The organism is Acinetobacter indicus (assembly GCF_009914475.1).
GTDB classification, from domain to species: domain Bacteria; phylum Pseudomonadota; class Gammaproteobacteria; order Pseudomonadales; family Moraxellaceae; genus Acinetobacter; species Acinetobacter indicus.
Genome location: NZ_CP045198.1, coordinates 160,922 through 183,598 on the forward strand (window position 1 = coordinate 160,922; position 22,677 = coordinate 183,598).

General features: G+C 44.6%; 25 protein-coding genes and 1 pseudogene. 22 read left to right on the forward strand and 4 right to left on the reverse strand.

The window, feature by feature from the left end; translation table 11 throughout:
• Positions 1–119 precede the first annotated feature (119 nt).
• Complete coding sequence (locus tag GA693_RS01230) at positions 120–1,244, forward strand: NADH:flavin oxidoreductase/NADH oxidase (RefSeq protein WP_160241571.1); 1,125 nt, start codon at positions 120–122, stop codon at positions 1,242–1,244.
• A gap of 59 nt (positions 1,245–1,303) precedes the next feature.
• Positions 1,304–2,239 carry an AEC family transporter gene (locus GA693_RS01235; RefSeq protein ID WP_104500062.1) on the forward strand — a complete coding sequence of 312 codons (936 nt, stop codon included), beginning with the start codon at positions 1,304–1,306 and terminating at the stop codon, positions 2,237–2,239.
• Positions 2,240–2,298: 59 nt separating this feature from the next.
• On the opposite strand, the gene GA693_RS01240 is transcribed toward GA693_RS01235, so the two are convergent.
• Together GA693_RS01240 and ygfZ are read right to left on the reverse strand one after the other, a co-directional pair.
• A complete protein-coding gene (locus GA693_RS01240) occupies positions 2,299–3,111 on the reverse strand; it encodes a tetratricopeptide repeat protein (RefSeq protein ID WP_005175859.1) in 813 nt (270 codons plus the stop codon).
• A 276-nt stretch (positions 3,112–3,387) separates the two neighbouring features.
• Entirely contained in the window at positions 3,388–4,113 is a 726-nt protein-coding gene (ygfZ, locus tag GA693_RS01245) for a CAF17-like 4Fe-4S cluster assembly/insertion protein YgfZ (RefSeq protein WP_160241570.1), read from the reverse strand.
• A gap of 254 nt (positions 4,114–4,367) precedes the next feature.
• On the opposite strand from ygfZ, the gene acnD reads away from it, so the two are divergent.
• From acnD to GA693_RS01310, 13 genes are all read left to right on the forward strand, one after another.
• A complete protein-coding gene (gene acnD, locus GA693_RS01250; RefSeq protein ID WP_160241569.1) occupies positions 4,368–6,974 on the forward strand; it encodes a Fe/S-dependent 2-methylisocitrate dehydratase AcnD in 2,607 nt (868 codons plus the stop codon).
• Positions 6,975–7,226: 252 nt separating this feature from the next.
• Entirely contained in the window at positions 7,227–7,370 is a 144-nt protein-coding gene (locus GA693_RS01255; RefSeq protein WP_075167893.1) for a zinc ribbon-containing protein, read from the forward strand.
• Positions 7,371–7,655: 285 nt separating this feature from the next.
• Entirely contained in the window at positions 7,656–7,877 is a 222-nt protein-coding gene (locus tag GA693_RS01260) for a hypothetical protein (RefSeq protein ID WP_160241568.1), read from the forward strand.
• A 99-nt stretch (positions 7,878–7,976) separates the two neighbouring features.
• Entirely contained in the window at positions 7,977–8,237 is a 261-nt protein-coding gene (locus GA693_RS01265; protein ID WP_160241567.1) for a hypothetical protein, read from the forward strand.
• A 677-nt stretch (positions 8,238–8,914) separates the two neighbouring features.
• Positions 8,915–9,214 (forward strand): VOC family protein, encoded by a 300-nt coding sequence (locus GA693_RS01270; protein ID WP_306669338.1) that lies wholly within the window; start codon positions 8,915–8,917, stop codon positions 9,212–9,214.
• Positions 9,215–9,748: 534 nt separating this feature from the next.
• Positions 9,749–10,414, forward strand: a complete 666-nt coding sequence (locus tag GA693_RS01275; protein ID WP_160241566.1) for a pseudouridine synthase — start codon at positions 9,749–9,751, stop codon at positions 10,412–10,414.
• Between the two features lie 165 nt (positions 10,415–10,579).
• A complete protein-coding gene (locus GA693_RS01280; RefSeq protein WP_016659844.1) occupies positions 10,580–10,960 on the forward strand; it encodes a ribonuclease E inhibitor RraB in 381 nt (126 codons plus the stop codon).
• A gap of 133 nt (positions 10,961–11,093) precedes the next feature.
• Positions 11,094–11,540 carry an SRPBCC family protein gene (locus tag GA693_RS01285; RefSeq protein ID WP_045796392.1) on the forward strand — a complete coding sequence of 149 codons (447 nt, stop codon included), beginning with the start codon at positions 11,094–11,096 and terminating at the stop codon, positions 11,538–11,540.
• A gap of 4 nt (positions 11,541–11,544) precedes the next feature.
• Positions 11,545–11,901: a DUF488 domain-containing protein gene (locus GA693_RS01290; protein WP_160241565.1), complete on the forward strand. Its 357-nt coding sequence runs from the start codon at positions 11,545–11,547 to the stop codon at positions 11,899–11,901.
• A 110-nt stretch (positions 11,902–12,011) separates the two neighbouring features.
• Positions 12,012–12,356, forward strand: coding sequence for a zinc ribbon domain-containing protein YjdM (locus GA693_RS01295; RefSeq protein ID WP_160241564.1), 345 nt, complete (start codon positions 12,012–12,014; stop codon positions 12,354–12,356).
• A gap of 93 nt (positions 12,357–12,449) precedes the next feature.
• Positions 12,450–12,815, forward strand: coding sequence for a 5-carboxymethyl-2-hydroxymuconate Delta-isomerase (locus GA693_RS01300; RefSeq protein ID WP_160241563.1), 366 nt, complete (start codon positions 12,450–12,452; stop codon positions 12,813–12,815).
• A gap of 181 nt (positions 12,816–12,996) precedes the next feature.
• The gene (locus GA693_RS01305) at positions 12,997–15,462 is read left to right on the forward strand and encodes an AI-2E family transporter (RefSeq protein WP_160241562.1); all 2,466 of its coding nucleotides are present in this window, start codon (positions 12,997–12,999) and stop codon (positions 15,460–15,462) included.
• A 78-nt stretch (positions 15,463–15,540) separates the two neighbouring features.
• Positions 15,541–15,945 (forward strand): NUDIX hydrolase, encoded by a 405-nt coding sequence (locus GA693_RS01310; RefSeq protein ID WP_005175886.1) that lies wholly within the window; start codon positions 15,541–15,543, stop codon positions 15,943–15,945.
• Positions 15,946–16,027: 82 nt separating this feature from the next.
• Here the strand turns inward: GA693_RS01310 and GA693_RS01315 are convergent, their stop codons facing one another.
• Positions 16,028–16,972: a tRNA dihydrouridine synthase gene (locus GA693_RS01315; RefSeq protein WP_180036863.1), complete on the reverse strand. Its 945-nt coding sequence runs from the start codon at positions 16,970–16,972 to the stop codon at positions 16,028–16,030.
• Positions 16,973–17,410: 438 nt separating this feature from the next.
• On the opposite strand from GA693_RS01315, the gene GA693_RS01320 reads away from it, so the two are divergent.
• From GA693_RS01320 to GA693_RS01345, 6 genes and pseudogenes are all read left to right on the forward strand, one after another.
• Entirely contained in the window at positions 17,411–17,626 is a 216-nt protein-coding gene (locus tag GA693_RS01320; protein WP_000071892.1) for a cold-shock protein, read from the forward strand.
• A gap of 97 nt (positions 17,627–17,723) precedes the next feature.
• Positions 17,724–17,951, forward strand: a complete 228-nt coding sequence (locus tag GA693_RS01325; protein ID WP_004745640.1) for a hypothetical protein — start codon at positions 17,724–17,726, stop codon at positions 17,949–17,951.
• Between the two features lie 66 nt (positions 17,952–18,017).
• Positions 18,018–18,215 (forward strand): hypothetical protein, encoded by a 198-nt coding sequence (locus GA693_RS01330; protein ID WP_160241561.1) that lies wholly within the window; start codon positions 18,018–18,020, stop codon positions 18,213–18,215.
• Between the two features lie 186 nt (positions 18,216–18,401).
• Positions 18,402–18,722 (forward strand): annotated as a pseudogene (locus GA693_RS01335) (type II toxin-antitoxin system RelE/ParE family toxin).
• Positions 18,715–18,987 (forward strand): NadS family protein, encoded by a 273-nt coding sequence (gene nadS, locus GA693_RS01340; RefSeq protein ID WP_005108769.1) that lies wholly within the window; start codon positions 18,715–18,717, stop codon positions 18,985–18,987. The pseudogene GA693_RS01335 and the gene nadS overlap by 8 nt, the downstream one beginning before the upstream one ends.
• A gap of 599 nt (positions 18,988–19,586) precedes the next feature.
• Positions 19,587–20,105: a tetratricopeptide repeat protein gene (locus GA693_RS01345; RefSeq protein WP_160243721.1), complete on the forward strand. Its 519-nt coding sequence runs from the start codon at positions 19,587–19,589 to the stop codon at positions 20,103–20,105.
• Between the two features lie 196 nt (positions 20,106–20,301).
• Here GA693_RS01345 and GA693_RS01350 read toward each other — a convergent pair whose 3' ends face one another.
• Positions 20,302–21,111 (reverse strand): cytochrome C assembly family protein, encoded by an 810-nt coding sequence (locus GA693_RS01350; protein ID WP_016659852.1) that lies wholly within the window; start codon positions 21,109–21,111, stop codon positions 20,302–20,304.
• A 138-nt stretch (positions 21,112–21,249) separates the two neighbouring features.
• Here GA693_RS01350 and ffh point away from each other — a divergent pair, with 138 nt between their 5' ends.
• The gene (ffh, locus tag GA693_RS01355) at positions 21,250–22,659 is read left to right on the forward strand and encodes a signal recognition particle protein (protein ID WP_005175901.1); all 1,410 of its coding nucleotides are present in this window, start codon (positions 21,250–21,252) and stop codon (positions 22,657–22,659) included.
• The last annotated feature ends 18 nt before the right edge of the window (positions 22,660–22,677 follow it).

A 22,677-nucleotide genomic window follows, 5' to 3' on the forward strand; every position in this document is an offset into this window, starting at 1 on the left:
ATCAACGCCACAGTTTAATTCGGTTACATAAAGCGGTAAAAATAAACAGCTTTTAGCCAATTCGGCCGTCTATCTCGGTTAGAATAATTTTCATGAAAATCATAAGGCAGGATCGCCCCATGGCATTATTATTTGAACCTATCCATTTTGGCACGCTCGAATTAGACAACAGAATTATTATTGCCCCCATGTGTCAATATTCGGCCAATGATAAAGGCGAGCTCAGCTATTGGCATGAGCAGCAATGGGCTAACTATGCCTTGTCGGGTGCCGGTTTATGTATTATTGAAGCCACGGCGGTACAGCCAGAAGGGCGGATCAGCTATGCCGATTTAGGCCTATGGAATGATTTGCAGCGTGCGCAGATGAAAGCCTTGCTGGCCAAAGTCAAAACTTTGTCACCAATGCCATTTGCGGTGCAGCTGGCACATGCCGGACGTAAGGCATCTACCGATAAACCGTGGCTGGGCAAAGACCAGTTTGCGCCGGATCATGCCCAGGGCTGGCAAACCGTATCGGCCAGTAATTTGCCGTTTAACCCGACCGATCATGCCCCCCATGCACTAAGTCTGAATGAAATTGAACAGGTAATTGCCGACTTTGCCAGTGCTGCGGTGCGTGCAGTGGATGCCGGCTTTGATTTAATTGAAATCCATGCTGCCCATGGCTATTTGCTGCATCAATTTATGTCGCCGTTATCCAATGTCCGCGATGATGAATATGGTGGCAGCTTTGAAAACCGGATCCGTTTAACCCTGGAAGTATTCCAGGCCATGAAACAGGTGGTGCCAGAAGGTTATCCGATTGGGGTACGCCTGTCTGCTACCGACTGGATGGATGCGCAGGGCGGCTGGAATATCCAGTCTACGGTTGGGGTGGCCAAAGCACTGGAACAATTGGGTGCGGCCTATATTCATGTGTCTAGTGCCGGTCTGCATGCCCAGCAGAGTATCGAGATCGGGCCAAGCTATCAGGTGCCTTTTGCCCATGCCATTAAACAGGCGGTGCATCATATTCCGGTGATTTCTGTGGGCCTGATTACCGAAGCGGTACAGGCTGAAGAAATTCTGCAAAATCAGTATGCAGATGCCATTGGTCTGGCACGAGCGATGCTTTATGATCCACGTTGGCCGTGGCATGCCGCCGCTGAACTGGGCGGGCAGATTGCCATCGCGCCGCAATACTTGCGCTGTCAGCCGCATGGCTTGAAAGATTTGTTCCATCCATTTCCTGTTCAGGAATAAGCAACAGCAGCATCAGGGATGATGCATTTTAGATCTCGTTCTAGAGAAGGAAGGCACTTTTGTTGCTGAATATTTTACTGCCCTTGGTGGCAGTACTGGCGCTGGGCTATAGCAGCGTACGTACCAATTTTCTGGCGGCCACGCATATTCAGGCCCTGAGCCAGTTTGTGATGAAGGTTTCACTGCCAGCCTTTTTACTGTATGCCCTGGCCAGTAAAGACCTGGCTGAAATCTGGCATCCCGGTTATTTTATTGGTTATGGACTGGGCTCACTGATCCTGTTTTTTCTGGCGCTGGCCATTTATAAAACCTATTTCCGGCATAGCCTGACCCAAGCCAGTGTACTGTCGATGGGTGCGTCGATGTCCAATACCGGCTTTATTGGCACGGCTATTTTAACCCTGCTGATTGGCAGTCATTCCGCCATTTATCTGTCGTTAACTCTAATTATTGAAAACCTGATTATTGTGGCGATGGTGCTGTTTCTGGCCGAAGCCGGTTTGCAAAAGCAAAACCATCATCTTTCGGCGTTATATCTGAACACCTTAAAAAGTTTGCTAAAAAATCCGGTGATTCTGTCGATTATTGCCGGGATGGCCTGTGTCTTGCTTAATTTAAAACTGCCGGACAGCATCAATCAGATTCTGGAGATGCTTGGCAAAACTGCCTCGCCGTTGGCCTTATTTGTGATTGGTGGCAGTCTGGTCGGAATGCGGCTACACTCGGTTAATCTGCAAAGTGTGCTGCTGGTCGGGATGAAAGTCCTGCTGATGCCGCTGGTCATTTTCACCTTGTTGTGGAGTCTGCCCAATGTCAGCTCGGAAATGCTATTTGTCGGCACCTTGCTGGCGGCATTGCCGATGCCTGTGGCCTTTGGGATTTTTGGCCAGAATTATGGCCTGAATGAACAGGCACTCCAGCCTTTAATTATGAGTACGGTCCTGGGTTTAATCGGGGTGGCTTTCTGGTTAAGTCAGTCATCGCATTTTCTTTAAATCTTTATGTATCCCAAATAAAAAAAGCCCGGTCATCGGGCTTTTTTCGGTCAGCCGCATTAGCTTTTCTTGGCTGCTGCTTTTGGTGGATTCTTGGCTTGATCGGCAATCATCTTGTCCACCACAGCCAGCGATTCTTTGGCTTGTGGGACATTTTCCTTGGCTAGGGCAGAGAAAATCTTTTTCGCTTCCGGCAGGTTTTGCGGCACGATGTTGCCATTGGTAAACATATTGCCAACCGCCATCAGCGCTGGAATATAGCCTTTTTGTGCTAAATCCTGAATGCTCTTTAAGCCTTGCTGAATGGGTGCTTCATTTTTGTTTTTAAAGCCCAGGCTAATGTCATATAAGGCTTTGGCATGAATGGCCTGATTGTTGCCTTTTTTAATGAGGGGTTCCAGTAATTGCAAGCCTTTTTTATCTGAATCGGCTTTGTTTTCAGAGAAATACACCACCGCTAAATCAATGGTGGCATCATGAAAGCCTTGTGATGAAGCTTTTTGCAGATACTGTTTGGCTTTATTGGTATCCTGTTTTAGACCCAAAGTGCCGGTCAGATGGTTTTTACCGAGTACATAATTCGCCACCGGATAGCCTTTTTTCGCGGCCTGCTCATATAGCTCGATGGCTTTCTTTTCATTTTTGGCCGTACCTTGGCCGGTTTGGGTCAAATAACCCAGATTATAAATCGCTTGCGGATTACCGGTTTTGGCCAGTTTGTCTAATTCCTGATAGGCACCGCTCAGGTTGTTGGCTTTGACCATGGCTTCAATTTTGGCGAAAGCCGGATCGGTCGGAATACTGTTATTGCTGTTGGCGAGGGTAAATTGTGTCGAAAGGGCAACCAGACTTGCCAAAATCAGTTTTTTCATCGTTGTATAAAACCTTGTATCAATGACCACATAATTCCATTTATGTGTGGGGAATAAATTGTCACTCATCATCATAAGATGAAATCAAAGAATGTAAATATAGATGTATCGGAATCCGGTAATTTTTTCAAACCACGTAGGAACAATAATAAAAAAATCCTGAATTTAAGGATTGCTTCAATTTGTAAATCAGTCTCGTTTTTTTGACGGATAAAAAAACAACCCAAGTTACACGTGTCACTTGGGCTGTTTTTCATAGATCTGCTAGTGACACGCTTAATTTTGCGGCCGCGCCACATCACCGCTTAAAGCTTCAGGTAAATCCAGAACCGTTACATCCATCTCGGCTAAGGCATCTGGTTTTGCTACCACCAAAGCTTGATAACCGCTATCAATAGCCAGGCTATTCACTACTTCTACATCATTGTTCAGTTTGCTGGCGATAGCCGGAGCATCGCCTGTACCCTGAATCAGATGCAGCCAGTGTTTTGGCTTGGCTTTAAACCATAAACGGGCAATCACTTCCTGACCCAAATAACAGCCTTTGTCATAATGAATGCCTTCACGCTGATGCAGGCGCAGTTCCTGTGGCTGGAACAGTTCCGCGGTGCTGGCCTGAATCCAGGCCTGACCACTTTCAAGCGCCTTTAATTGCCATGCTTGAATATCCTGTTCAGTACTTGTGAACTGGGTGTTTAGACCGTTTACGACCGGATAAACCTGACCGGCTTCTTCCAGTTTCATTTTCGAGAAAGCACCAAACTTTTTAATGTGTTTGGCAAAGTCTTCAGCTTGATCGGCTGTTACTACAATTTCAAACTGTTCAGCATTCTGTTTGGTCAGCCATAAACCAAACAGAATACGGCCTTTCAGGCTACAAATTGCAGTATAACGGGTTTCGGTTTGCGGCAGTTTTTCGACATCTACCGTGACTTGACCTTGTAAGAATTTTTGCGCATCTACACCGTTTAAAGTGAATGCAGAGAAAGTCAGATTACTCATGTTCTAATCTCGAAACCGTATCTAATACTAAAGAATGAGGTTAATTTTGCGCTATTTTTCAAAAAAAATCATATTTCTGGCCAGAATTTTCTACTAGATGTAACCAAATTTTTCAAAAATGTATCTTTTTTAACTTAAGTTTATGAAATATATGAAATTTGGGAAATAGGCTTCGGGCAGCGTACAATGCCAAGCAGCATGAATGTTAAACAACAAAACTTTGAAAGAAGAAGTCAGAACAAGGCAGGTACGCTATGAATAACAACTACCGTAAACCGCTGCAAGGCACCCCGCTAGAATATTATGATGTGCGACAAGCCGTTGAAGATATTCAGCCAGGCGCATATGCCAAACTTCCTTATACCTCCAAAGTGCTGGCCGAGCAGTTGGTGCGTCGTTGTGATCCAGCCATTTTAGAGCAGTCCTTACGCCAGCTGATTGAACGCAAGCAGGAGCATGATTTTCCATGGTATCCAGCACGTGTAGTCTGTCATGATATTTTGGGGCAAACGGCACTGGTCGATCTTGCCGGTCTGCGTGATGCCATTGCCGATCAGGGCGGTGATCCATCCAAAGTCAATCCGGTGGTGCCAACCCAGCTGATTGTCGATCACTCACTGGCGGTGGAATACGGTGGATTTGATCCGGATGCATTTGAGAAAAACCGTGCAGTCGAAGACCGTCGTAATGAAGACCGTTTCCATTTTATTGAATGGACCAAAACAGCCTTTAAAAATGTCGATGTAATTCCGGCAGGCAACGGCATCATGCATCAAATTAACCTGGAAAAAATGTCACCGGTAATTCAAAACCGTGATGGCGTAGCATTCCCGGATACCTGCGTGGGTACAGACTCGCATACCCCGCATACCGATGCGCTAGGCGTGATTTCAGTCGGTGTGGGTGGTCTTGAAGCTGAAAACGTGATGCTGGGTCGTGCATCTTGGATGCGTCTGCCGGACATTATTGGGGTAGAATTGGTTGGTCAGCGTCAGCCGGGCATTACTGCAACAGATATCGTCTTGGCGTTAACTGAATTCCTGCGTAAAGAGCGTGTGGTCGGTGCCTATTTAGAGTTCTTTGGTGAAGGTGCGGACAGCATGTCAGTGGGTGATCGTGCCACCATCTCCAATATGACCCCTGAATATGGTGCAACCGCTGCGATGTTCTATATTGATCAGAACACCATCGACTATTTAACCCTGACCGGTCGTGAGCCTGAACAAGTCAAACTGGTTGAAACCTATGCCAAAGAAATTGGGCTTTGGGCATCTGACATGACACAGGCGGAATATCCACGTGTGCTGCGTTTCGACTTATCAACGGTAACCCGTAATATTGCAGGGCCATCCAATCCACATGCACGTGTATCCACAAGTGACTTAAAAGAAAAAGGCATTGCCGGTATTGTTGAACAGCGTACCGATGGTTTGATGCCAGATGGTGCCATCATCATTGCCGCGATTACCTCATGTACCAATACCTCAAACCCACGTAATACCGTTGCAGCAGGTTTGCTTGCACGTAAAGCCAATGAACTTGGTTTAGTACGAAAACCATGGGTGAAGTCGTCATTTGCACCGGGGTCTAAAGCGGCTGCGCTGTATTTGGAAGAAGCCGGTGTACTGAAAGACTTAGAAAAACTCGGTTTTGGTATTGTGGCTTATGCATGTACCACCTGTAACGGGATGTCAGGTGCGCTTGATCCAAAGATTCAGCAGGAAATTATTGACCGTGACCTGTATGCGACTGCGGTGCTGTCGGGCAACCGTAACTTCGATGGTCGTATCCATCCGTATGCAAAACAGGCTTTCCTGGCATCTCCACCACTCGTGGTTGCCTATGCAATTGCCGGTACCATTCGTTTTGACATCGAAAAAGATGCGTTGGGCACCGACCAGAACGGTAATCCAATTTATCTGAAAGATATCTGGCCATCGGATGAAGAAATTGATGCATTAGTGAAAACCTCGGTGAAGCCTGAGCAGTTCCAGAAAGTCTATATTCCAATGTTTGATTTGGGCGAAGTCGAGCAGGCGGCAAGTCCGCTGTATGACTGGCGTCCGCAAAGTACTTATATTCGCCGTCCACCATATTGGGAAGGCGCGCTGGCTGCACCGCGTACTTTGGCCAATATGCGTCCGCTGGCAATTTTGGGCGATAACATCACCACCGATCATTTATCTCCATCGAATGCAATTATTCTGGATTCGGCGGCAGGTGAATATCTGGCGAAAATGGGCTTGCCTGAGGAAGATTTTAACTCCTATGCCACCCACCGCGGTGATCACTTGACGGCACAACGTGCAACGCTGGCCAACCCGAAATTGTTTAATGAAATGGTGGTACGTTCTGACGGTACCATTAAGCAAGGTTCCAAAGCGCGTGTCGAGCCTGAAGGCGAAGTAATGCGGATGTGGGAAGCGATTGAAACCTACATGAATCGTAAACAGCCGCTGATTATTGTTGCCGGTAAAGACTACGGCCAAGGCTCAAGCCGTGACTGGGCGGCTAAAGGTGTACGCCTTGCTGGTGTTGAAGCGATTGTGGCAGAAGGTTTTGAGCGTATTCACCGGACTAACCTGGTTGGGATGGGTGTATTGCCGCTTGAGTTTAAGCCAGGCACAGACCGTAAGACTTTAGGTTTGGATGGTACAGAATTGTATAGTGTGATTGGTAATATCGCGCCACGTTCGACTTTAACACTTGTGATTGAGCGTTCCACTGCTGATGGTAAAAACCAGATTCTGGAAGTGCCAGTAACCTGCCGTTTAGATACCGAAGAAGAAGTGTCTGTATATGAGGCGGGTGGGGTGTTACAGCGATTTGCGCAGGACTTCTTGGAAGAGAATGTGGCTTAATTATTAAATGAATCCTCCCCAACCCTCCTTTAAGAAAGGAGGGAGTTTCTCTTTTTTTCTTATGCCATGTATGGCTCAGGGTTAGGGGGGAGATTAAAGTTATTGAAATTGTTTAAAAACGCTCTAATGTACATTGGGGCGTTTTTTATCCTTCGCCCAAACGCCATCATCACTCGTCGAAATGGACAATAGACAATCATCACAGATTGGTTATACTGAATAGACCATTTCTAAATCATACGGAGAACAAAGATGGTAACTGCAGGCGACAAGCCAGGAACAGGCTTCTATTTTTGTGTCCAATGCGGACATCGCGTTTACTTAGAAATTGGTACAGACCGTTTACCCCCGTGTACCAAATGCCAAGGCAATCAATTTAACAATAAGAATGCCTAAGCAACAGCACTCAAACAGTTACCCTCTGTTTTGAATGAAAGCCCTATCACACGATAGGGCTTTTTAATGGGATCAATCAAAAATGCTGAATTTTCGCGGTGTTAGAACAGTTGAAGCCCTACAAAAAGAAAACGCAAAATCGAGATACAAATTGGTTGGATTTAAGGTTGTATCTTATTGAAAATGAATAATAAAAACTAGAGTGTTTATTGCTTGAATCTGTTTAAAAATCAGCCATTAATCCCCATATTGAACAAGATATATAGCATATTCCAGGTGCAGTCTTTGCAACATTATCTTGATCTTAACCATGACTCTGGCGTGGCCAATTATGAAATTGGTCATGAGTTTATTCGGGTTCAGTTCCGTAAAAATAGCAGGGTCTATACTTATAGCTATACCAGCGCCGGCGTGCAGCATGTCGAGAATATGAAACAGCTGGCCCAATATGGTGATGGGCTGAATGCCTATATCAACCGTTATACCCGCTGGCTGTATTTAAAATAAATAACTGGTCTGATTTTTGCTTCATGATGCTTCCTAGGAGCGCCACATCCACTTTCGGGTGGATGCTGGTTTTAAAGAAAAATCATCAGGAGCAAAGTCATGTCAAACTCTCAAGCTGCCGACTCTTATACTCAATTGCCGATTAAGGCGCATCTGCTGGCGGGCTGGCCGTTACTGCTGGTGCTGTTTGGTGGTGCCATTGGGGTGGTTTATGCCGTGCTGGCTTACATCCTGAATATTAAAATTTATCAATCGACCTTATCTAAACTGAATAAAGTCTTGGCCAATTTGCTCTGTGGTATGTCGGCCTTAAGTGGCTGGTGGTTTAGCGCCCAGCTCATTCAAGGGCAGTTATTTTAAATAGCTCGATACCTCTCACGATTAAAGATCTGTGATGTCCTGAACCGGGCAGAATAATCTGTGCCTGAATATTCCAGAAAAACACGGAATCATGAAAAAGAATCATGATTATGGCAGCCTGAAAATAAAAAATTCTATCTAAGTCGTTTGATGTGAGAAAAATTATCAAAAAGATGAAAAAACGCCGAAGCTTAGGAAAACAATCCCGCCGGCTTTTGACTATTCTATTGCTCAAGGGTGAAAGGGGATCGAAAAGAGTAGATTGCTACCAGTAACGTATCACGTGCGTGTAGTACTTACCCACAAGGTCTCGATTCGGCTTAGGACGCTATAGATCAGAAGTTTATAGGCAAAAAGTTAGAACTTACCAAGTTTTAATGGTTGAAGTATTTCCCGCTCCCTTAAAAATAAAAATTTCAACATCTCTATTCTTCTTTATCTTTTTGTTATTCCTATTTCACTATATTCGTTTAAATCACCTTCATTTTCCTTTCAGTTATCGCAACCTTATTTGTCAGAATCCTACAGGGTACTGAAAGCAGCTATGCTATAAAAAATAAAAACTACCGAGCAGAACAATGAAAATTTATGTCACCAGTTTTATAGTCGATGATCAGGAAAAAGCCTTGCAGTTTTATACCCAGATACTCGATTTTTAGCTAAAACAGGATGTCCCGGTGGGTGAATATCGCTGGTTGACGCTGGTTTCTCCCGAGCAGCCAGATGGTGTTGAGCTGCTACTAGAACCGGATGTGCATCCCGCAGCGAAAGCCTTTAAAGCCGCCATCAAGGCAGATGGTATTGCTTATACCTCATTTCAGGTCAACGATCTTGAGGCAGAATATCAGCGTTTACTCGCGCTAGGCGTGGTTTTTACTCAAGCACCGATGCTGGCTGGTAATGTGAAAATTGCCGTGCTGGAAGATGGCTGTGGCAATTTAATTCAACTGATGCAAGCGCTGCCTGAGTCATCATAATCACTTAGATAAATTCTCTTAAAATCGCCAGTTTCTGCAAAATAAAATGAAGAATTTAACCTGAAATATAAAAATTTCTTGTGATTAGGCTTTATTTGGGAAAATTTCCTGAAAATATTTTAAATTGGCTGATCTTCGGAAAACAATTTCGGCAGGCTTTGACTACTATATCTCTCAAGGGTGTGACGGGATCGAAAAGAGTAGCATGCTGTCAGCGGCGCAAAACGCGAGTGCAGTACTCACCCAAAAGGTCTCGATTCGGCTTAGGACGCTATAGATCAGAAGTTTATAGGCTATAAGATCATGACGTACAACGTGATGATAGTTGAAGTAAACAGCAAGTTTTCCCTGACACCCTAAAAAATTCCTTGCATGACCAGAACAATAAACTATAAAAATCAAACTCGAAAAACCAGAGAATAAAAGCCGTTTCTCTCCAGCATCCTCCAGATTCAATACAGACCTCTCCAATAGATTGACAGCGGATTGGCCGCTTGATATTTTGCCCGCTTTCGACTCCCAAGCCGTACCGCCATGCCTTTAAACGACAACTTTGTATATTGCCCGCCGCAAGAGCCACTGGTCCTGGTCTATGAAGATGATGATCTGGTGGTGATTGAAAAGCCGGCGGGTCTGCTGTCGGTGCCGGGGCGGTTGCCGGAGCATCAGGACAGTGCCTATTTACGCGTGTTGGCGCGCTATCCACAGGCCAAAATTACCCATCGTTTAGATATGGCCACCTCCGGTATTCTGATGTTTGCCAAACATCGCGATGCAGAAGTAGCAGTGAGTAAAATGTTTCAGGCGCGTACCGTGACCAAGCACTATATTGCACTGGTACAGGGCAAACTCGACGGTGAGGGCAAAGTCGAAGTGCCCTTAATTACCGACTGGGAAAACCGGCCACGTCAGATGGTGCATTTTGAACTGGGCAAGCCGGCACAAACTTTATATCAGGGACTGGACTATGATGGCGAGATGGACATCAGCCGGGTATTACTGACCCCAATTACCGGACGTTCACACCAGCTACGCGTGCATATGCAGTATATCGGCCATCCAATTACTGGCGATAAGCTGTATCATCCGGAGCCTGCACGCAGTCCTTTAAAACGCATGGCCTTACATGCCAGTTATCTGGCCTTTACCCAGCCTTTAAGCGGTGCCGCGGTTGAAATTCATGGACAGGTGCCGTTTTAAGCAGTTGAGCTGTTTTTTTAGAATGCTCCCCAAAACAGGGGATTGCCGATTTGGATAGAGATCAGGATGATGGAACAGAAAAAAATTAAGCGCTCTATCTCGGAACTGCAACAAAATTAGGGTAAGCTGACTATTAGAACAACAACACAGAACAAGGACAAAACGATGTCACGCGATTATGAACAATTTCCAGATGACGACAACGGCAACGTACTTTGGCAAATGCATGAAGATGGTGATGATCTGGACGAGGCCCATGAAATTGAATATTCAATTGCCTTTACCGACCAGGAACAGGCCGAACGTTGTGCCTTATTTCTGTTAAATGAAGAACAAAAAATCTCTTTATTTCAGGATGATGATTCTGGTGTGACCGAATGGATTATTACCATTTATGTCTATATGGAACCGGCCTATGCCGATATTGTTGATTTAGAAGAATGGTTCACCAAAATCGCCAACCAGTTCCAGGGTGAATATGATGGCTGGGGCTGCATGGCCTATGTCTATGATGATGAAGACGAAGAAGAAAACTATCCGGTTTAACCCCATTTTCTAGTACAAAAAAGCATGCCGGAGCGCATGCTTTTTTGCTTTACGCTCGCTTCAACCAAAGTCATACACAGGCCCAAGGCAGAAGGCGTAGACTGAAAATTATTCGCTGTAAACAGGTGACGTCATGCAACACAGCGTACAGTTACACCGTATATTTCAGGCGCCGTTATCGCGGGTATATCGGGCCTTTGTCGATCCGCATGCCCTGGTCAAATGGATGGCACCACATGGCTTTACCGTGCAGATTGAACAGTTTGAACCCGTGGTCAACGGTCAATATAAAATTGCCTTTTGTAATTTGAGCACGGGCAAATGCCACGGTTTTCACGGGCAGTATCTGGAAGTGATTCCCGAGCAGCGACTGCGTTATCAGGATGAGTTTGATAGTCCGGATTTACCGGGACTGATTCAGGTCACGATTGAGTTTAAGGCGGTATCGGTCGGAACCGAAGTCTGGATTCAGCAGGACAATCTGCCCGATGCCATTCCGGTCGATGGCTGTTATTTGGGCTGGCAGGAATGTCTGGATTTACTCAGCCTGCTGGTGACCCCTGACATTCCGGATGAGTAAAACCATGCCCATTGCTACCAAACGTATTTATCAGGCTGTAAGCAAGCAGGACGGTACCCGGATTCTGCTGGACCGGATCTGGCCGCGCGGGATCAAAAAAGCCGATGCCCAGATTGACCTGTGGCCGAAGGATTTAACCCCCTCGACGGAACTGCGTAAATGGTTCCATGAAGATATTGAGCAGCACTGGCCGGAGTTTCAGCAACGTTATTGGCAAGAGTTGCAGCAGCATTTGGATGCGGTGGAGGAAATCCGGCAACTGGCGCAGAAGGGCCCAATTACCCTGTTAACCGCAGCCGAAAACGAACAGCATAATCATCTGCAGGTGTTTAAACAGCTGCTGGAACACCAAGGTAAATAACGCAAATACTGTTATTAATCCCTAAACCGGTTAGGGAATTTAACGTGATGAAAAATATAAATGTTATAGTAGACCTTTATATTTTTTATTTTGCTCGTTTCGAGGTTTTTATGTCTTTACCGAATTGCCCAAAATGCCAGTCCGAATATACCTATCAAGATGGTGACTTGCTGATTTGTCCTGAATGCGCACATGAATGGAAAGAAGGGGAGCAGGTAGAAGCTGAGGCCGGTACCATCATTAAAGATGCCAATGGTAATGTACTGGCTGATGGCGATACCGTGACTGTGATTAAAGACCTGAAAATTAAAGGGTCATCTTCTGTGGTGAAAGTGGGGACTAAGGTTAAAAATATCCGCCTATTGCCAGAAGCATCAGATGGTCATGATATTGACTGTAAAGTGGATGGTATTGGCGCAATTAAACTGAAATCGGAATATGTGAAAAAAGCATAATCGCACTGTTTCTCTTGGGTTTTATCTTGCTTTGAAGCAGGGTAAAACCCTGAATTTTTAAGATCACATCTGCACCATATCGGGAGAAGGCTGATGCCACATATCCATCTTGAATATTCAGATCACCTGCACGCGCTTGAAATGAAGCCTTTGCTCAGTCGTATCAACCGGACGCTGGTCGAGAATGGCCTGTTTGGTAATGCCTCTGATATTAAAAGTCGCGCCATCTGCCAGCAGGACTATGTGATTGGACTGGATGAAAGCGCACAGGCCTATGTGCATGCCAAAATCTCGATTTTAAAAGGCCGTAGTACCGCCCTAAAGCAGGAAATTTCCCGGACCGTGCTGGAGGTGTTGCAGGATTATCTGCCGACACAGAATGAATTGACGTTGCAACTGTGTGTCGAAATTCTGGAAATGGACCCGGATATTTACAGCAAAGCCATCATTCATCCTTAATATTTTCCCCTTGCAATGGCACAGTTGTGTATGTGGCATTTTGCTGCTTTCAATACTTTCCCATCTTCATCTTCTGTGCTGTTTCTTGCTGAAATTAGGCGTTTTTTTTACAGGAATCTATTTGAAATAAATAACCGAAGCTCGTACATAATAAATAAAGAGCAACAGGATGTGCCCAGCCATGCGAAAACAGAACAATAAACCGGGTCTGCTCCAGCCAGAAGCGCAGCCGCCGCGTCCCCATCACTGGAAGCCGGAAAAATCTGCCGCCAGTTGGGTCAAGCGGGATATTGAAACCCAGAATATTGTCCGGGTGATGGCCGGTTTTGTGATTAGCGCGGTGATTATTGCGGCGCTGTATTTCGGTCAGGATGTGCTGATTCCGCTGGCACTGGCTATTTTGCTGGCATTTTTGCTGGAACCGCTGGTGTCACAGCTAAAAAAATGGGGACTGCCACAGCTGCCGTCGATTGCCATTGTCATGATTTTCACCATTAGTGTGCTGGCTGGACTGGGCAGTTATCTGGGTTTTCAGCTCAAAGATTTAAGTCAAGAATTACCGCAATATCAGGACACCATTCAGCAAAAACTGAATACGGTGAAATCGCTAACCTCTGGCCCTAGTGCCTGGGATGGGGCCAAAACCACTTTCGATACGGTGGAAAGCTCGTTTGAAGGCATCAATCAGGTCGAGCAGGAAAAGGGTGTGCAGAATGTCAAGGTGGTCGGACTGGAGCAAAGTCCTTCCGATGCCGCCATGGAGTGGGGCAGCAAGATTTTAAGCCCGATTGCCACCATTGGTATCGTATTTTTATTTGTGGTGCTGATTTTAATTAGCCGTAAAGATCTGCATGACCGCTTGTTGCGTCTGCTTGGCGGTAATTTGAATATTGGTACCGATGTGCTGGATGAAGCCGGCCAGCGCATTGGTACCTATTTGCGCATGCAATTGCTGGTCAATGTCACCTATGGCATTCCGATGGCAGCCGGACTGTGGTTTATTGGCGTGCCTGCGGCCATCATGTGGGGCATGCTGGCGGTGGTGCTGCGCTTTGTGCCTTATGTCGGCCCGATCATTTCTGCGGCGTTCCCGTTAACGCTGGCTTTTGCGGTGGATCCAGGCTGGAATATGTTCCTCTGGACGCTGGGCCTGATTCTGCTGCTGGAGCTGATCAGTAATAACATCATTGAGCCGTGGTTATATGGCGAAAGTACCGGCCTGACTACCTTGTCAATTATTCTGGCTGCCACCTTCTGGACCTTAATCTGGGGACCAATTGGTCTGATTTTATCAACACCGTTAACGGCCTGTTTGCTGGTGCTGTCGCACTATATTCCGGCGTTGGGCTTTGTCAAAGTATTAATTGGCAGTGCCCCGGTACTGTCACCGCCCGAACGTTTTTATCAGCGTTTGGTGGCCGATGAAGTACATGATGCGCTGGATGTGGCTAATGCATATATCCAGCAGGAGCTGCCGAAAAAAACGAATGAAGAAGCGCTGGTCCGGAAAATCAATAATTTCTATGATGAAGTGGCGATTCCTGCGATTTGCCTGTTTTCGCAGGTCCATAATACCGAGGCCAGCGCCGAACACCGTTTGCGCATGCATCAGGGTTTAAAACGGTTTAATCATGAATTTCAGCAGCAATATCCGCTACAGACCGAACTGAACAACCCCAAAGTCATGTGTCTGGGGGCACGTTGGGAGGTGGATGTGCTGGCCTCTGCCATGCTGGCCCATGGCCTGAACCTGAAAAAGATTGCTGCCTGTAGCCATGCCGATGCCTTGATTCAATCGCGCTCGGATGTGTTGAGTGCCGTGCCGGAATCGACCGACATCATCTGTATCACTATTTTCCATCAGCAACCGATGGCGCAAATCCGCCTGTTGAATCACCGGATACGTACACTAAAACCGCAGATCAAACTGGTGTTTGCTTTGCTGGGCAATCAGTCGACGCATTTGCGTGATGAGATTGAGCGTCTGTTTCAGCCTGAAGCTGTGGTGAATAGTGTGAATGAACTGATGCTGAATATGGATATGCTGCTGATGGCACAAGGGGAAAACCCGGCGGCGGCACTGATGCATGACAATGAGGCTGAACGTTTACAAGCTTTGCATGAACTGGATTTATTGCAGTCGGAATTGCTGCCAATTTACAGCCAGTATATTGAAGAAGCGCGGCAGGCCTTTGATGTGAAATATGCCCAGATTTCGCTGGTCGATGCCGGGCAGGTGCATACTCCGGCCAGTCCGCTGGCAGAAGCGGTAGAGTCGCCGATCCACGCAGCGCAGCGCCGTGAGGAATCGATTTGCACCCATCTGGTTTATCAGAATGAAGCGCTGGTTATTGAAGATATTCAGCGTGATCCACGCTTCCGGCAGTATTCTCATCTGGCCAGACAGAAAATCCGTTTTTATGCCGGGGTGCCAATTCAAAGTAAACAGGGCTTGGCCATAGGCAGCTTATGTATTCTGGACAAGCAGGTGCGGCAGATGTCTGAAGAAGATCTGGATTTGCTGAAAGCACTGGCGCTGGATTTACAGGAGACCTTAAGCAGTGAGCGATTACGCAAACAGAAGCTGGAGGAAATCCAGCGTTTGGGCCAGGCCGATTTAAGTCAGGCCGTGGTGACAGATTCCTAATGATTGCATCCTTGTCCACATACGGCTGTTTGCATCTGGCCGTTAGGTTATCGTTTAAAACTAGGGGAGAGCAGTTCGTTGGCCTTTCATGATTTTTATCGCTTAAGTTCGCATGCGGTAATTTGTAATGCCCAGCAGCAGGTGCTGTTACTTAAAGCTACCTATGCCGATCAGGCCTGGGGCTTACCGGGTGGCGCGCTGGATATGGGGGAAACCATCCACGAGGCCTTAATTCGGGAATGTCAGGAAGAAATTGGCTGTCAGGTGCAGGTGGGGTATTTGTCGGGTGTGTATTTTCATGCAGCGGTGCAATCCCATGCTTTTATTTTTCGCTGTCATGTACCGGAAGATGCACAGATTCAGCTAAGCGATGAACATGCCGAATATCGCTGGTTTGATCTGGCGCAACTGGCGCCGGTTCAGCGGACTCGGGTAGAAGATTGTCTGAATTTTCAGGGCAATGTCATCAGCCGGAGTTTTTAAACTGCGGCTTGCAAGATGATTACACAAAAGTGATCAAACAGTTGTTAGACAAGCCCTGTAAACAGCCGCGACAATGTTTGGTTTAGAGTGCTGTGTGTTGCGAGGCTTGCAGGGTGGCAATAATTTCATCCAGCTTTTTGATGCGTTTAACCTCATCCCACAGCGCTTTGGCTTCCGGATAATGCTTTGACATCATGCCCAGCCATTGTTTATAACGCCCCAGCATACCAATTTCGGTTTTGGCCGGACCGTGAATAAAGCGGATTTGCAAATCAAGCAGATCTTGCCAGCTCAGTAAGGGTGCATCAGAGTTCTGGCGGATACATTGGGTGAGGTCAGGGGTGGTGACGGCACCACGACCAATCATTAAATCTTCACAGCCCGATTCTAACTGGCATTGTTTGGCATCGGCATTGGTCCAGATTTCCCCATTGGCAATCACATTAATCTTCAAGGCTTCACGAATCGGGGCCAGCTGATCCCAAAAGGCTGGTGGGGTATAACCATCGGCTTTGGTGCGCGCATGGACCGTGACCCAGGAGGCGCCTGCATCTTCAATGGCATGGGCATTGTCCAGCATGAAGTTGCGATCCATATAGCCTAAGCGCATTTTGGCAGAAACCGGAATATGTGCCGGCACGGCATCGCGCACGGCTTTGACCAGTTCATGTACCACTTCCGGTTCATCTAGCAGAACCGAACCGCCACGATGACGGTTTACGGTTTTGGCCGGACAACCAAAGTTCAGGTCAATCGCTGGTGCGCCCATGGCTGCAACTTTGACCGCATTGGCGGCCAGCATGTCCGGATTGTTGCCCAGAAACTGCACATGTACCGGAGTGCCAGCCACAGTTTTACCGCCGTGCAATAATTCCGGGCAATAGCTGTGATAGATATGATCGGGCAGGATTGAGTCGGTGACCCGAATAAACTCAGTCACACACCAGTCGAAGCTGCCGACAGACGTGAGGACATCACGCATGATCGGATCGGTTAAGCCTTCCATGGGTGCAAGCACAAGTTTCAACGCGTTCACCTGTTAATTTGAAAAACGGTGTTATACGTTTTTTTTACTAAGATGTCTAGGAAAAGGTCTTTGAAGTATTGTGGAGTGAGATAAAGCTTAGCCTTTATTGTTATATTGCGTATAAGAGATTTTATGTTAAAGAAAATATTAAATAATATAATAAATAAGTTATTGAATTTAATTAATTTTTAAAGAAAAAATATAGATTTTATAAGAAAAATTAATATTTATATCAAAAAAACTTGATTATTTTTATTTTTACTGTATATTTAACTTAACTAGAAAAAAGTCTTGTTTCGGTAAATCTTCCTTAAGTATCGCAGTTTTAGTCATAATCCTTCGTTTTTTAGATTTTAAGTCTCATTCTTTATTATTTTCAAAGTTATTAATCAGTCAATAAAATGACTAAAAAATTATTAAAAATTAGTAGGATATATTATGTCAAACTCAAATGTTGTTAAAGGTACTGTTAAGTGGTTTAACGAAACTAAAGGTTTTGGTTTCATTCAACAAGAATCAGGTCCAGACGTTTTTGCTCATTTCAGCGAAATCGCGAGTTCAGGTTTCAAGACCTTATTTGAAGGCCAGCAAGTTGAATTCAGTGTAGCTCAAGGTCAAAAAGGACCGAATGCTGTAAATATTGTTGCTATCTAAGTAATAATAAGCAGTAATAAAAAGCACTCATAAGTGCTTTTTTTATGCTTTAAAATGTTTTCAAAATTGAAAAAATCTCTAAAAAATAGGATATAAGTTGTTAAAAGTAAATGATTTAATTGCAAAATCTAAAAATGGTACTGAAATTATTGTTTCATTAATTCCTCTACATAAAATGCAAAATACACGTCAAGGTTTAAAACAAGTCGAAGTAGGTAAAAGAGTTCTACTGGAATCTGGAATAGAAGTTGATTTAAATTTGGATGGCCGTACATTTTACACTTCTCTAAATCAGCTATTTAAATTAAATCATAAAGTTGCTTAGCGATAAATTTTTAAACATCAATAATTTATGTGGGATTTCCACTGCAATTTTTTTAAGGAAATATATATGTTTAAACAGACTCTCAGCGTAAAAGACCAGTTTGGCGTTAAACACGCTATTCAAGCCACAGTGGATCATGAGTCTGCCAACACGCAATCTGATTTGAATATAAAACATATCACCGTTGATGGTGAAGATATTCGACCTAGTTTTGAAATGCTTTTTCAAAGTACCTTAAGTGGAAAAATATTTAAAATCATCTAGAAATATAGTTTTTATAAAATCTATAGTCTGAATGAAATATCAGGACCTACTCGCTATCATGCGGGTTTTTTATACCTAATATTTATATTTGTAAGCCTTTGCTTATGCGAAACGAGAGTTCACAGCTCTCGTTTTTTTATTCTAAAACTGCTAAAATTCTTATACGCCATTGACGTACTTAAACCTATGTTATTCATTGAAACCAGTATTTTTACTAAGCAAATCAAAGAGCTTGTGAGTGATGAAGAGTATCGTCAGCTCCAGCAAGATCTCTTGGTGCAGCCTGATAAGGGCGACTTAATCAAGAATGGTGGTGGAATTCGTAAAGTACGTTGTGCTTAGGGCAATAAAGGCAAAAGTGGCGGTATCCGTGTGATCTATTATTGGGTTACAGAAGATGATCAGATCTTTTTCCTGGTGGCTTATCCAAAGTCTGTGAAAGATAATCTGACAGACAAAGAAACCTCGATTCTACGTCAATTAGTAAAGGAGCAATTTCATGGATAACAACTTATTTGATGACCTGGTTGCTTCAATCAAAGAAGCTGGTGCCATAAAACGCAATGAAATAAAAGCAAGCCGAGTCACAGCGCTTGAATTACCAGATATTAAAGAAGTACGTGAGAAAACAGGCTTAACCCAGGCTGAATTTGCTGCACGTTTGCATATCAGCGCGAGAACCCTGCAAAACTGGGAACAAGGCCGTCGCTATCCGACTGGTCCTGCAGCGACTTTAATTCGTATTTTAGATGCTCATCCAACTTTAATTTAAGAAGTTTAGATAATAAAAAACCCCGGCATCCTGCCGGGGTTTTTCATCGTTGCTGATTGTGTTGTTGTACCCTCTGGTCCATGTGCAATAACTTATAATTTTTGTTTTATGTTATGGAACATCCTGTTCCTGATGACTTGATCATAGGAAAATTCCACTGTTCCAGGTAGTAGCAAAGGGCCGAGATTAATGTGCGCCAAAGCGTACAAAATAGCCTAAATTTCATCCACAGTAATTGGGGATAGTTTTCGCCCTGGAAGAGCTGAGAACATTGGGAAAATGCCAAAATTGATTACTTTTTAAACAAGATTATTGGCAAGAACTATCAAAAACGATCATAAAAAAGCCGACTTGTTTCAAAATCGGCTTTTCGGTCATTTTTAGATTTTTCTGGTTTTATTAAGTGTTTGATAATTATATTAATATACAAGTGTACTTCGTATAATCGCCATTATGTTAAATAGAGATAAGACATACTCTAATTTTAGAGTTTTCTTTTAGGTATGATATAAAAATATACAAGCCTAACAGTTTAGCTTAAAGGTTAAAAATTGAATAAATTAACAAATATTTTTATGGCTTTAGGAGTTTGCCTTTCAATGGAAACATTTGCAGAACCTGTTTTTTCTAATGATTTATTAGCGAAAGCAGAAAATGGAGATACTTCTGCTCAGTTAGAATTAGCCGAGATTTATCTATATGGTCATGGTGTTGATTCAGATGAAAATCAAGCTGAAGTTTGGGCTCTTAAATCAGCAGAAAATGGAAATGTAGCAGCAATGTTTTGGTTAGCTGATGGATATGTTACCTATGCTAGATTAATGGAAGATGATGACAAAAACGATTCTTTAGAACATTTCCAAAAAGCTTTTAAGTGGTTTCAGAAAGCCTCAGAAAATGGCCATTCTGAATCAATGGTTGAGTTAGCTGATCTATATACTCGTGCAGATAGCGGAATAGAAGTTAATATTAATAAAGCTTTTGAACTTCGTGAAAAGGCTGCAAAGTTAGGTAATAAGAAAGCAATGCGAAGTCTTTCCGCTATGTATCGTGATGGTATAGGTATTCCTAAAAATACTGATTTAGCTCAAAGTTGGTGGGATAAGTCTGAAAATTAGTTTTAATATTTCCTAAAATTAACATAATACACCTTATACGAAATACTATTTTTTATTCCATATAAATCATAATCTTATCGTGTGGTGAAAAGCTCAGGTACGGCTACTTGGGCTTTTTTAATAATTTATCATGTTCCACGCTTATTATTTAATCACTGTTCCACGCTTTTAATGTGGCAAACTGAACAAAAGAATCTTACTTGCCCAAAATCATCTGTAACACAAACTTGGAACCAATAAAGCCAAGCGCCAGCAAGAAGAAGCCAATAATGGTAAAGCGAATGGCTTTTTGGCCACGCCAGCCAAATTTATAACGGCCCAACAGCAGCGCGCCATAGATAAACCAGGAAATAATACTAAAGGCAGTCTTATGCGCTAAGTGCTGGGCAAAGAAGTTATCAATGGTTAGGAAACCAAAACCCAATGCCAGCGTCAGCAGGATAAAGCCGGCAATCAGCATATCAAACAGCAGCTCTTCCATGGCTTGAAACGGTGGCAGCAAATTCACCCAAATCCGGCGTTTCTGTTTGTTTTTCAGCTCCCGGTTCTGAAACCAGAGCAAGACCGCATGAATGGTGGCCATCAGCAAGACCGCATAGGCCGATAACGACAGCAGGATATGAATATCCAGACCTAAAGAATTGTTTTCGACAAACAGGTTTAAACCGCTAAAGGAATGCCCCAGAATCAGGCCCGTTGCGGCCACTGGAATCCCAATCAGGTTTAGCGCAATCACCGGCCGGTAAGTACTAAACAGTACACTTAATAACAGCATTAAGCCTGAGGTAAAGGACATCAGGTTAAACACGTTATAGTTAATGCCCATCGGCAGCAGCATGTCGTTATACAGCACAGCGGCGTGCAAACATAAACCCAAGCCCAGCACAATACCAATAAACCAATGGTTTGGAGCACGCTTGGACATTAAATGCATAAATAAATACCAGAACGAAGTGGTATAAGCGATTAATGCCAGAATCGTGTAAACCAAGGGGAGACTGCTCATGTCAAACCTTTTTCAGGATGATGAATATTCATTTATATAAATTCGATGCGAACTACAGTATCCTATAGCATCTTATGCATAAATTTTCTATTTTAAGAAACATTTTTTTGCTGATGGCTATTTTAAGCGGATTTTGCAATGTTTGATACCTTAACAGAACGACTCACGCAGAGTTTAAGAAATGTTACTGGCTCAGGGCAGCTAACCGAAGACAATATTAAAGATACGTTACGTGAAGTACGTATGGCACTTCTTGAAGCCGATGTGGCGTTACCTGTAACTCGTGAATTCATCGCGAAAGTTAAGGAAGAGGCATTAGGTCAGGAAGTGATGACACAGTTATCACCGGGTCAGGCATTCGTTAAAATCGTTTATGACGAATTAACCAAAATGATGGGCGAGGCCAACGAGAGCCTTGACCTTGCAGCAAAACCACCAGTGGTGGTGCTTCTGGCCGGTTTGCAGGGTGCGGGTAAAACCACCACGGCAGCCAAGCTGGCACGTTTCTTACAGGAACGTCAAAAGAAAAAAGTGGCGATGGTGTCTGCCGACGTTTATCGTCCAGCGGCAATTAAACAGCTGCAAACAGTGGCCGGGGATGTCGGTGCGATTTTCCTGGAATCGAATGCCAATGAACGCCCGATTGATATTGCCAATCGTGCCATTGAGCAGGCAAAAATCCAGTTTGCCGATGTGTTAATTGTCGATACCGCCGGTCGTCTGCATGTCGATGATGACATGATGGACGAAATTAAAGCGCTGCATGCAGCGATTAACCCGACTGAAACCCTGTTCGTGGTTGATGCCATGACCGGTCAGGATGCGGCCAATACTGCCAAAGCCTTTAATGATGCCTTGCCATTAACCGGTGTCATTCTCACCAAAACGGATGGTGATGCGCGTGGTGGTGCGGCGCTGTCGGTGCGTGCCATTACTGGCAAGCCAATCAAATTCCTGGGGATGGGTGAAAAACTCGATGCCCTCGAGCCATTCCATCCGGAACGTGTGGCACAGCGTATTCTGGGCATGGGTGATGTGCTTTCTCTGGTCGAAGAAGTTGAACGCAAAATCGACAAAGAAAAAGCCGAAAAAATGGCGAAAAAACTGCAAAAAGGCGGCAGCTTCAACTTTGAAGACATGCTGATGCAGTTTGAGCAAATGAATAAAATGGGCGGTATGATGGGCTTCCTGGACAAGCTGCCGGGCATGAGTAACTCTGGTATTCAGGATGCGATTGCACAGGCGAACCCAGAGAAGCAGGTGAAAAAGATGGAAGCCATCATCCAGTCGATGACCGTCAAAGAACGCCGTAATCCGGACCTGATGAACCCAAGCCGTAAAAAACGTATTGCGGCCGGTTGTGGTATGGATGTGTCTGAAGTCAATAAACTGATTAAACAGCATGCGCAAATGGCCAAAATGATGAAGAAATTTGCCAATCCATCAGGTATGGCAAAAATGATGAAATCATTGGGCAATCTGCAAAAGCAGTTTGGCGGTGGTGGCGGTATGGGTCCGCTGTTCGGTGGTAAAGAACCGAAAAAATAAGGGATTCAAAACAACAAG

Coding starts and splice junctions, on each gene's coding strand:
- GA693_RS01230 (WP_160241571.1), top strand. CDS start 120: ATGGCATTATTATTTGAACCTATCCATTTTGGCACGCTCGAATTAGAC.
- GA693_RS01240 (WP_005175859.1), bottom strand. CDS start 3,111: ATGAAAAAACTGATTTTGGCAAGTCTGGTTGCCCTTTCGACACAATTT.
- ygfZ (WP_160241570.1), bottom strand. CDS start 4,113: ATGAGTAATCTGACTTTCTCTGCATTCACTTTAAACGGTGTAGATGCG.
- acnD (WP_160241569.1), top strand. CDS start 4,368: ATGAATAACAACTACCGTAAACCGCTGCAAGGCACCCCGCTAGAATAT.
- GA693_RS01255 (WP_075167893.1), top strand. CDS start 7,227: ATGGTAACTGCAGGCGACAAGCCAGGAACAGGCTTCTATTTTTGTGTC.
- GA693_RS01265 (WP_160241567.1), top strand. CDS start 7,977: ATGTCAAACTCTCAAGCTGCCGACTCTTATACTCAATTGCCGATTAAG.
- GA693_RS01275 (WP_160241566.1), top strand. CDS start 9,749: ATGCCTTTAAACGACAACTTTGTATATTGCCCGCCGCAAGAGCCACTG.
- GA693_RS01280 (WP_016659844.1), top strand. CDS start 10,580: ATGTCACGCGATTATGAACAATTTCCAGATGACGACAACGGCAACGTA.
- GA693_RS01285 (WP_045796392.1), top strand. CDS start 11,094: ATGCAACACAGCGTACAGTTACACCGTATATTTCAGGCGCCGTTATCG.
- GA693_RS01290 (WP_160241565.1), top strand. CDS start 11,545: ATGCCCATTGCTACCAAACGTATTTATCAGGCTGTAAGCAAGCAGGAC.
- GA693_RS01295 (WP_160241564.1), top strand. CDS start 12,012: ATGTCTTTACCGAATTGCCCAAAATGCCAGTCCGAATATACCTATCAA.
- GA693_RS01300 (WP_160241563.1), top strand. CDS start 12,450: ATGCCACATATCCATCTTGAATATTCAGATCACCTGCACGCGCTTGAA.
- GA693_RS01305 (WP_160241562.1), top strand. CDS start 12,997: ATGCGAAAACAGAACAATAAACCGGGTCTGCTCCAGCCAGAAGCGCAG.
- GA693_RS01320 (WP_000071892.1), top strand. CDS start 17,411: ATGTCAAACTCAAATGTTGTTAAAGGTACTGTTAAGTGGTTTAACGAA.
- GA693_RS01330 (WP_160241561.1), top strand. CDS start 18,018: ATGTTTAAACAGACTCTCAGCGTAAAAGACCAGTTTGGCGTTAAACAC.
- nadS (WP_005108769.1), top strand. CDS start 18,715: ATGGATAACAACTTATTTGATGACCTGGTTGCTTCAATCAAAGAAGCT.
- GA693_RS01345 (WP_160243721.1), top strand. CDS start 19,587: ATGGAAACATTTGCAGAACCTGTTTTTTCTAATGATTTATTAGCGAAA.
- GA693_RS01350 (WP_016659852.1), bottom strand. CDS start 21,111: ATGAGCAGTCTCCCCTTGGTTTACACGATTCTGGCATTAATCGCTTAT.
- ffh (WP_005175901.1), top strand. CDS start 21,250: ATGTTTGATACCTTAACAGAACGACTCACGCAGAGTTTAAGAAATGTT.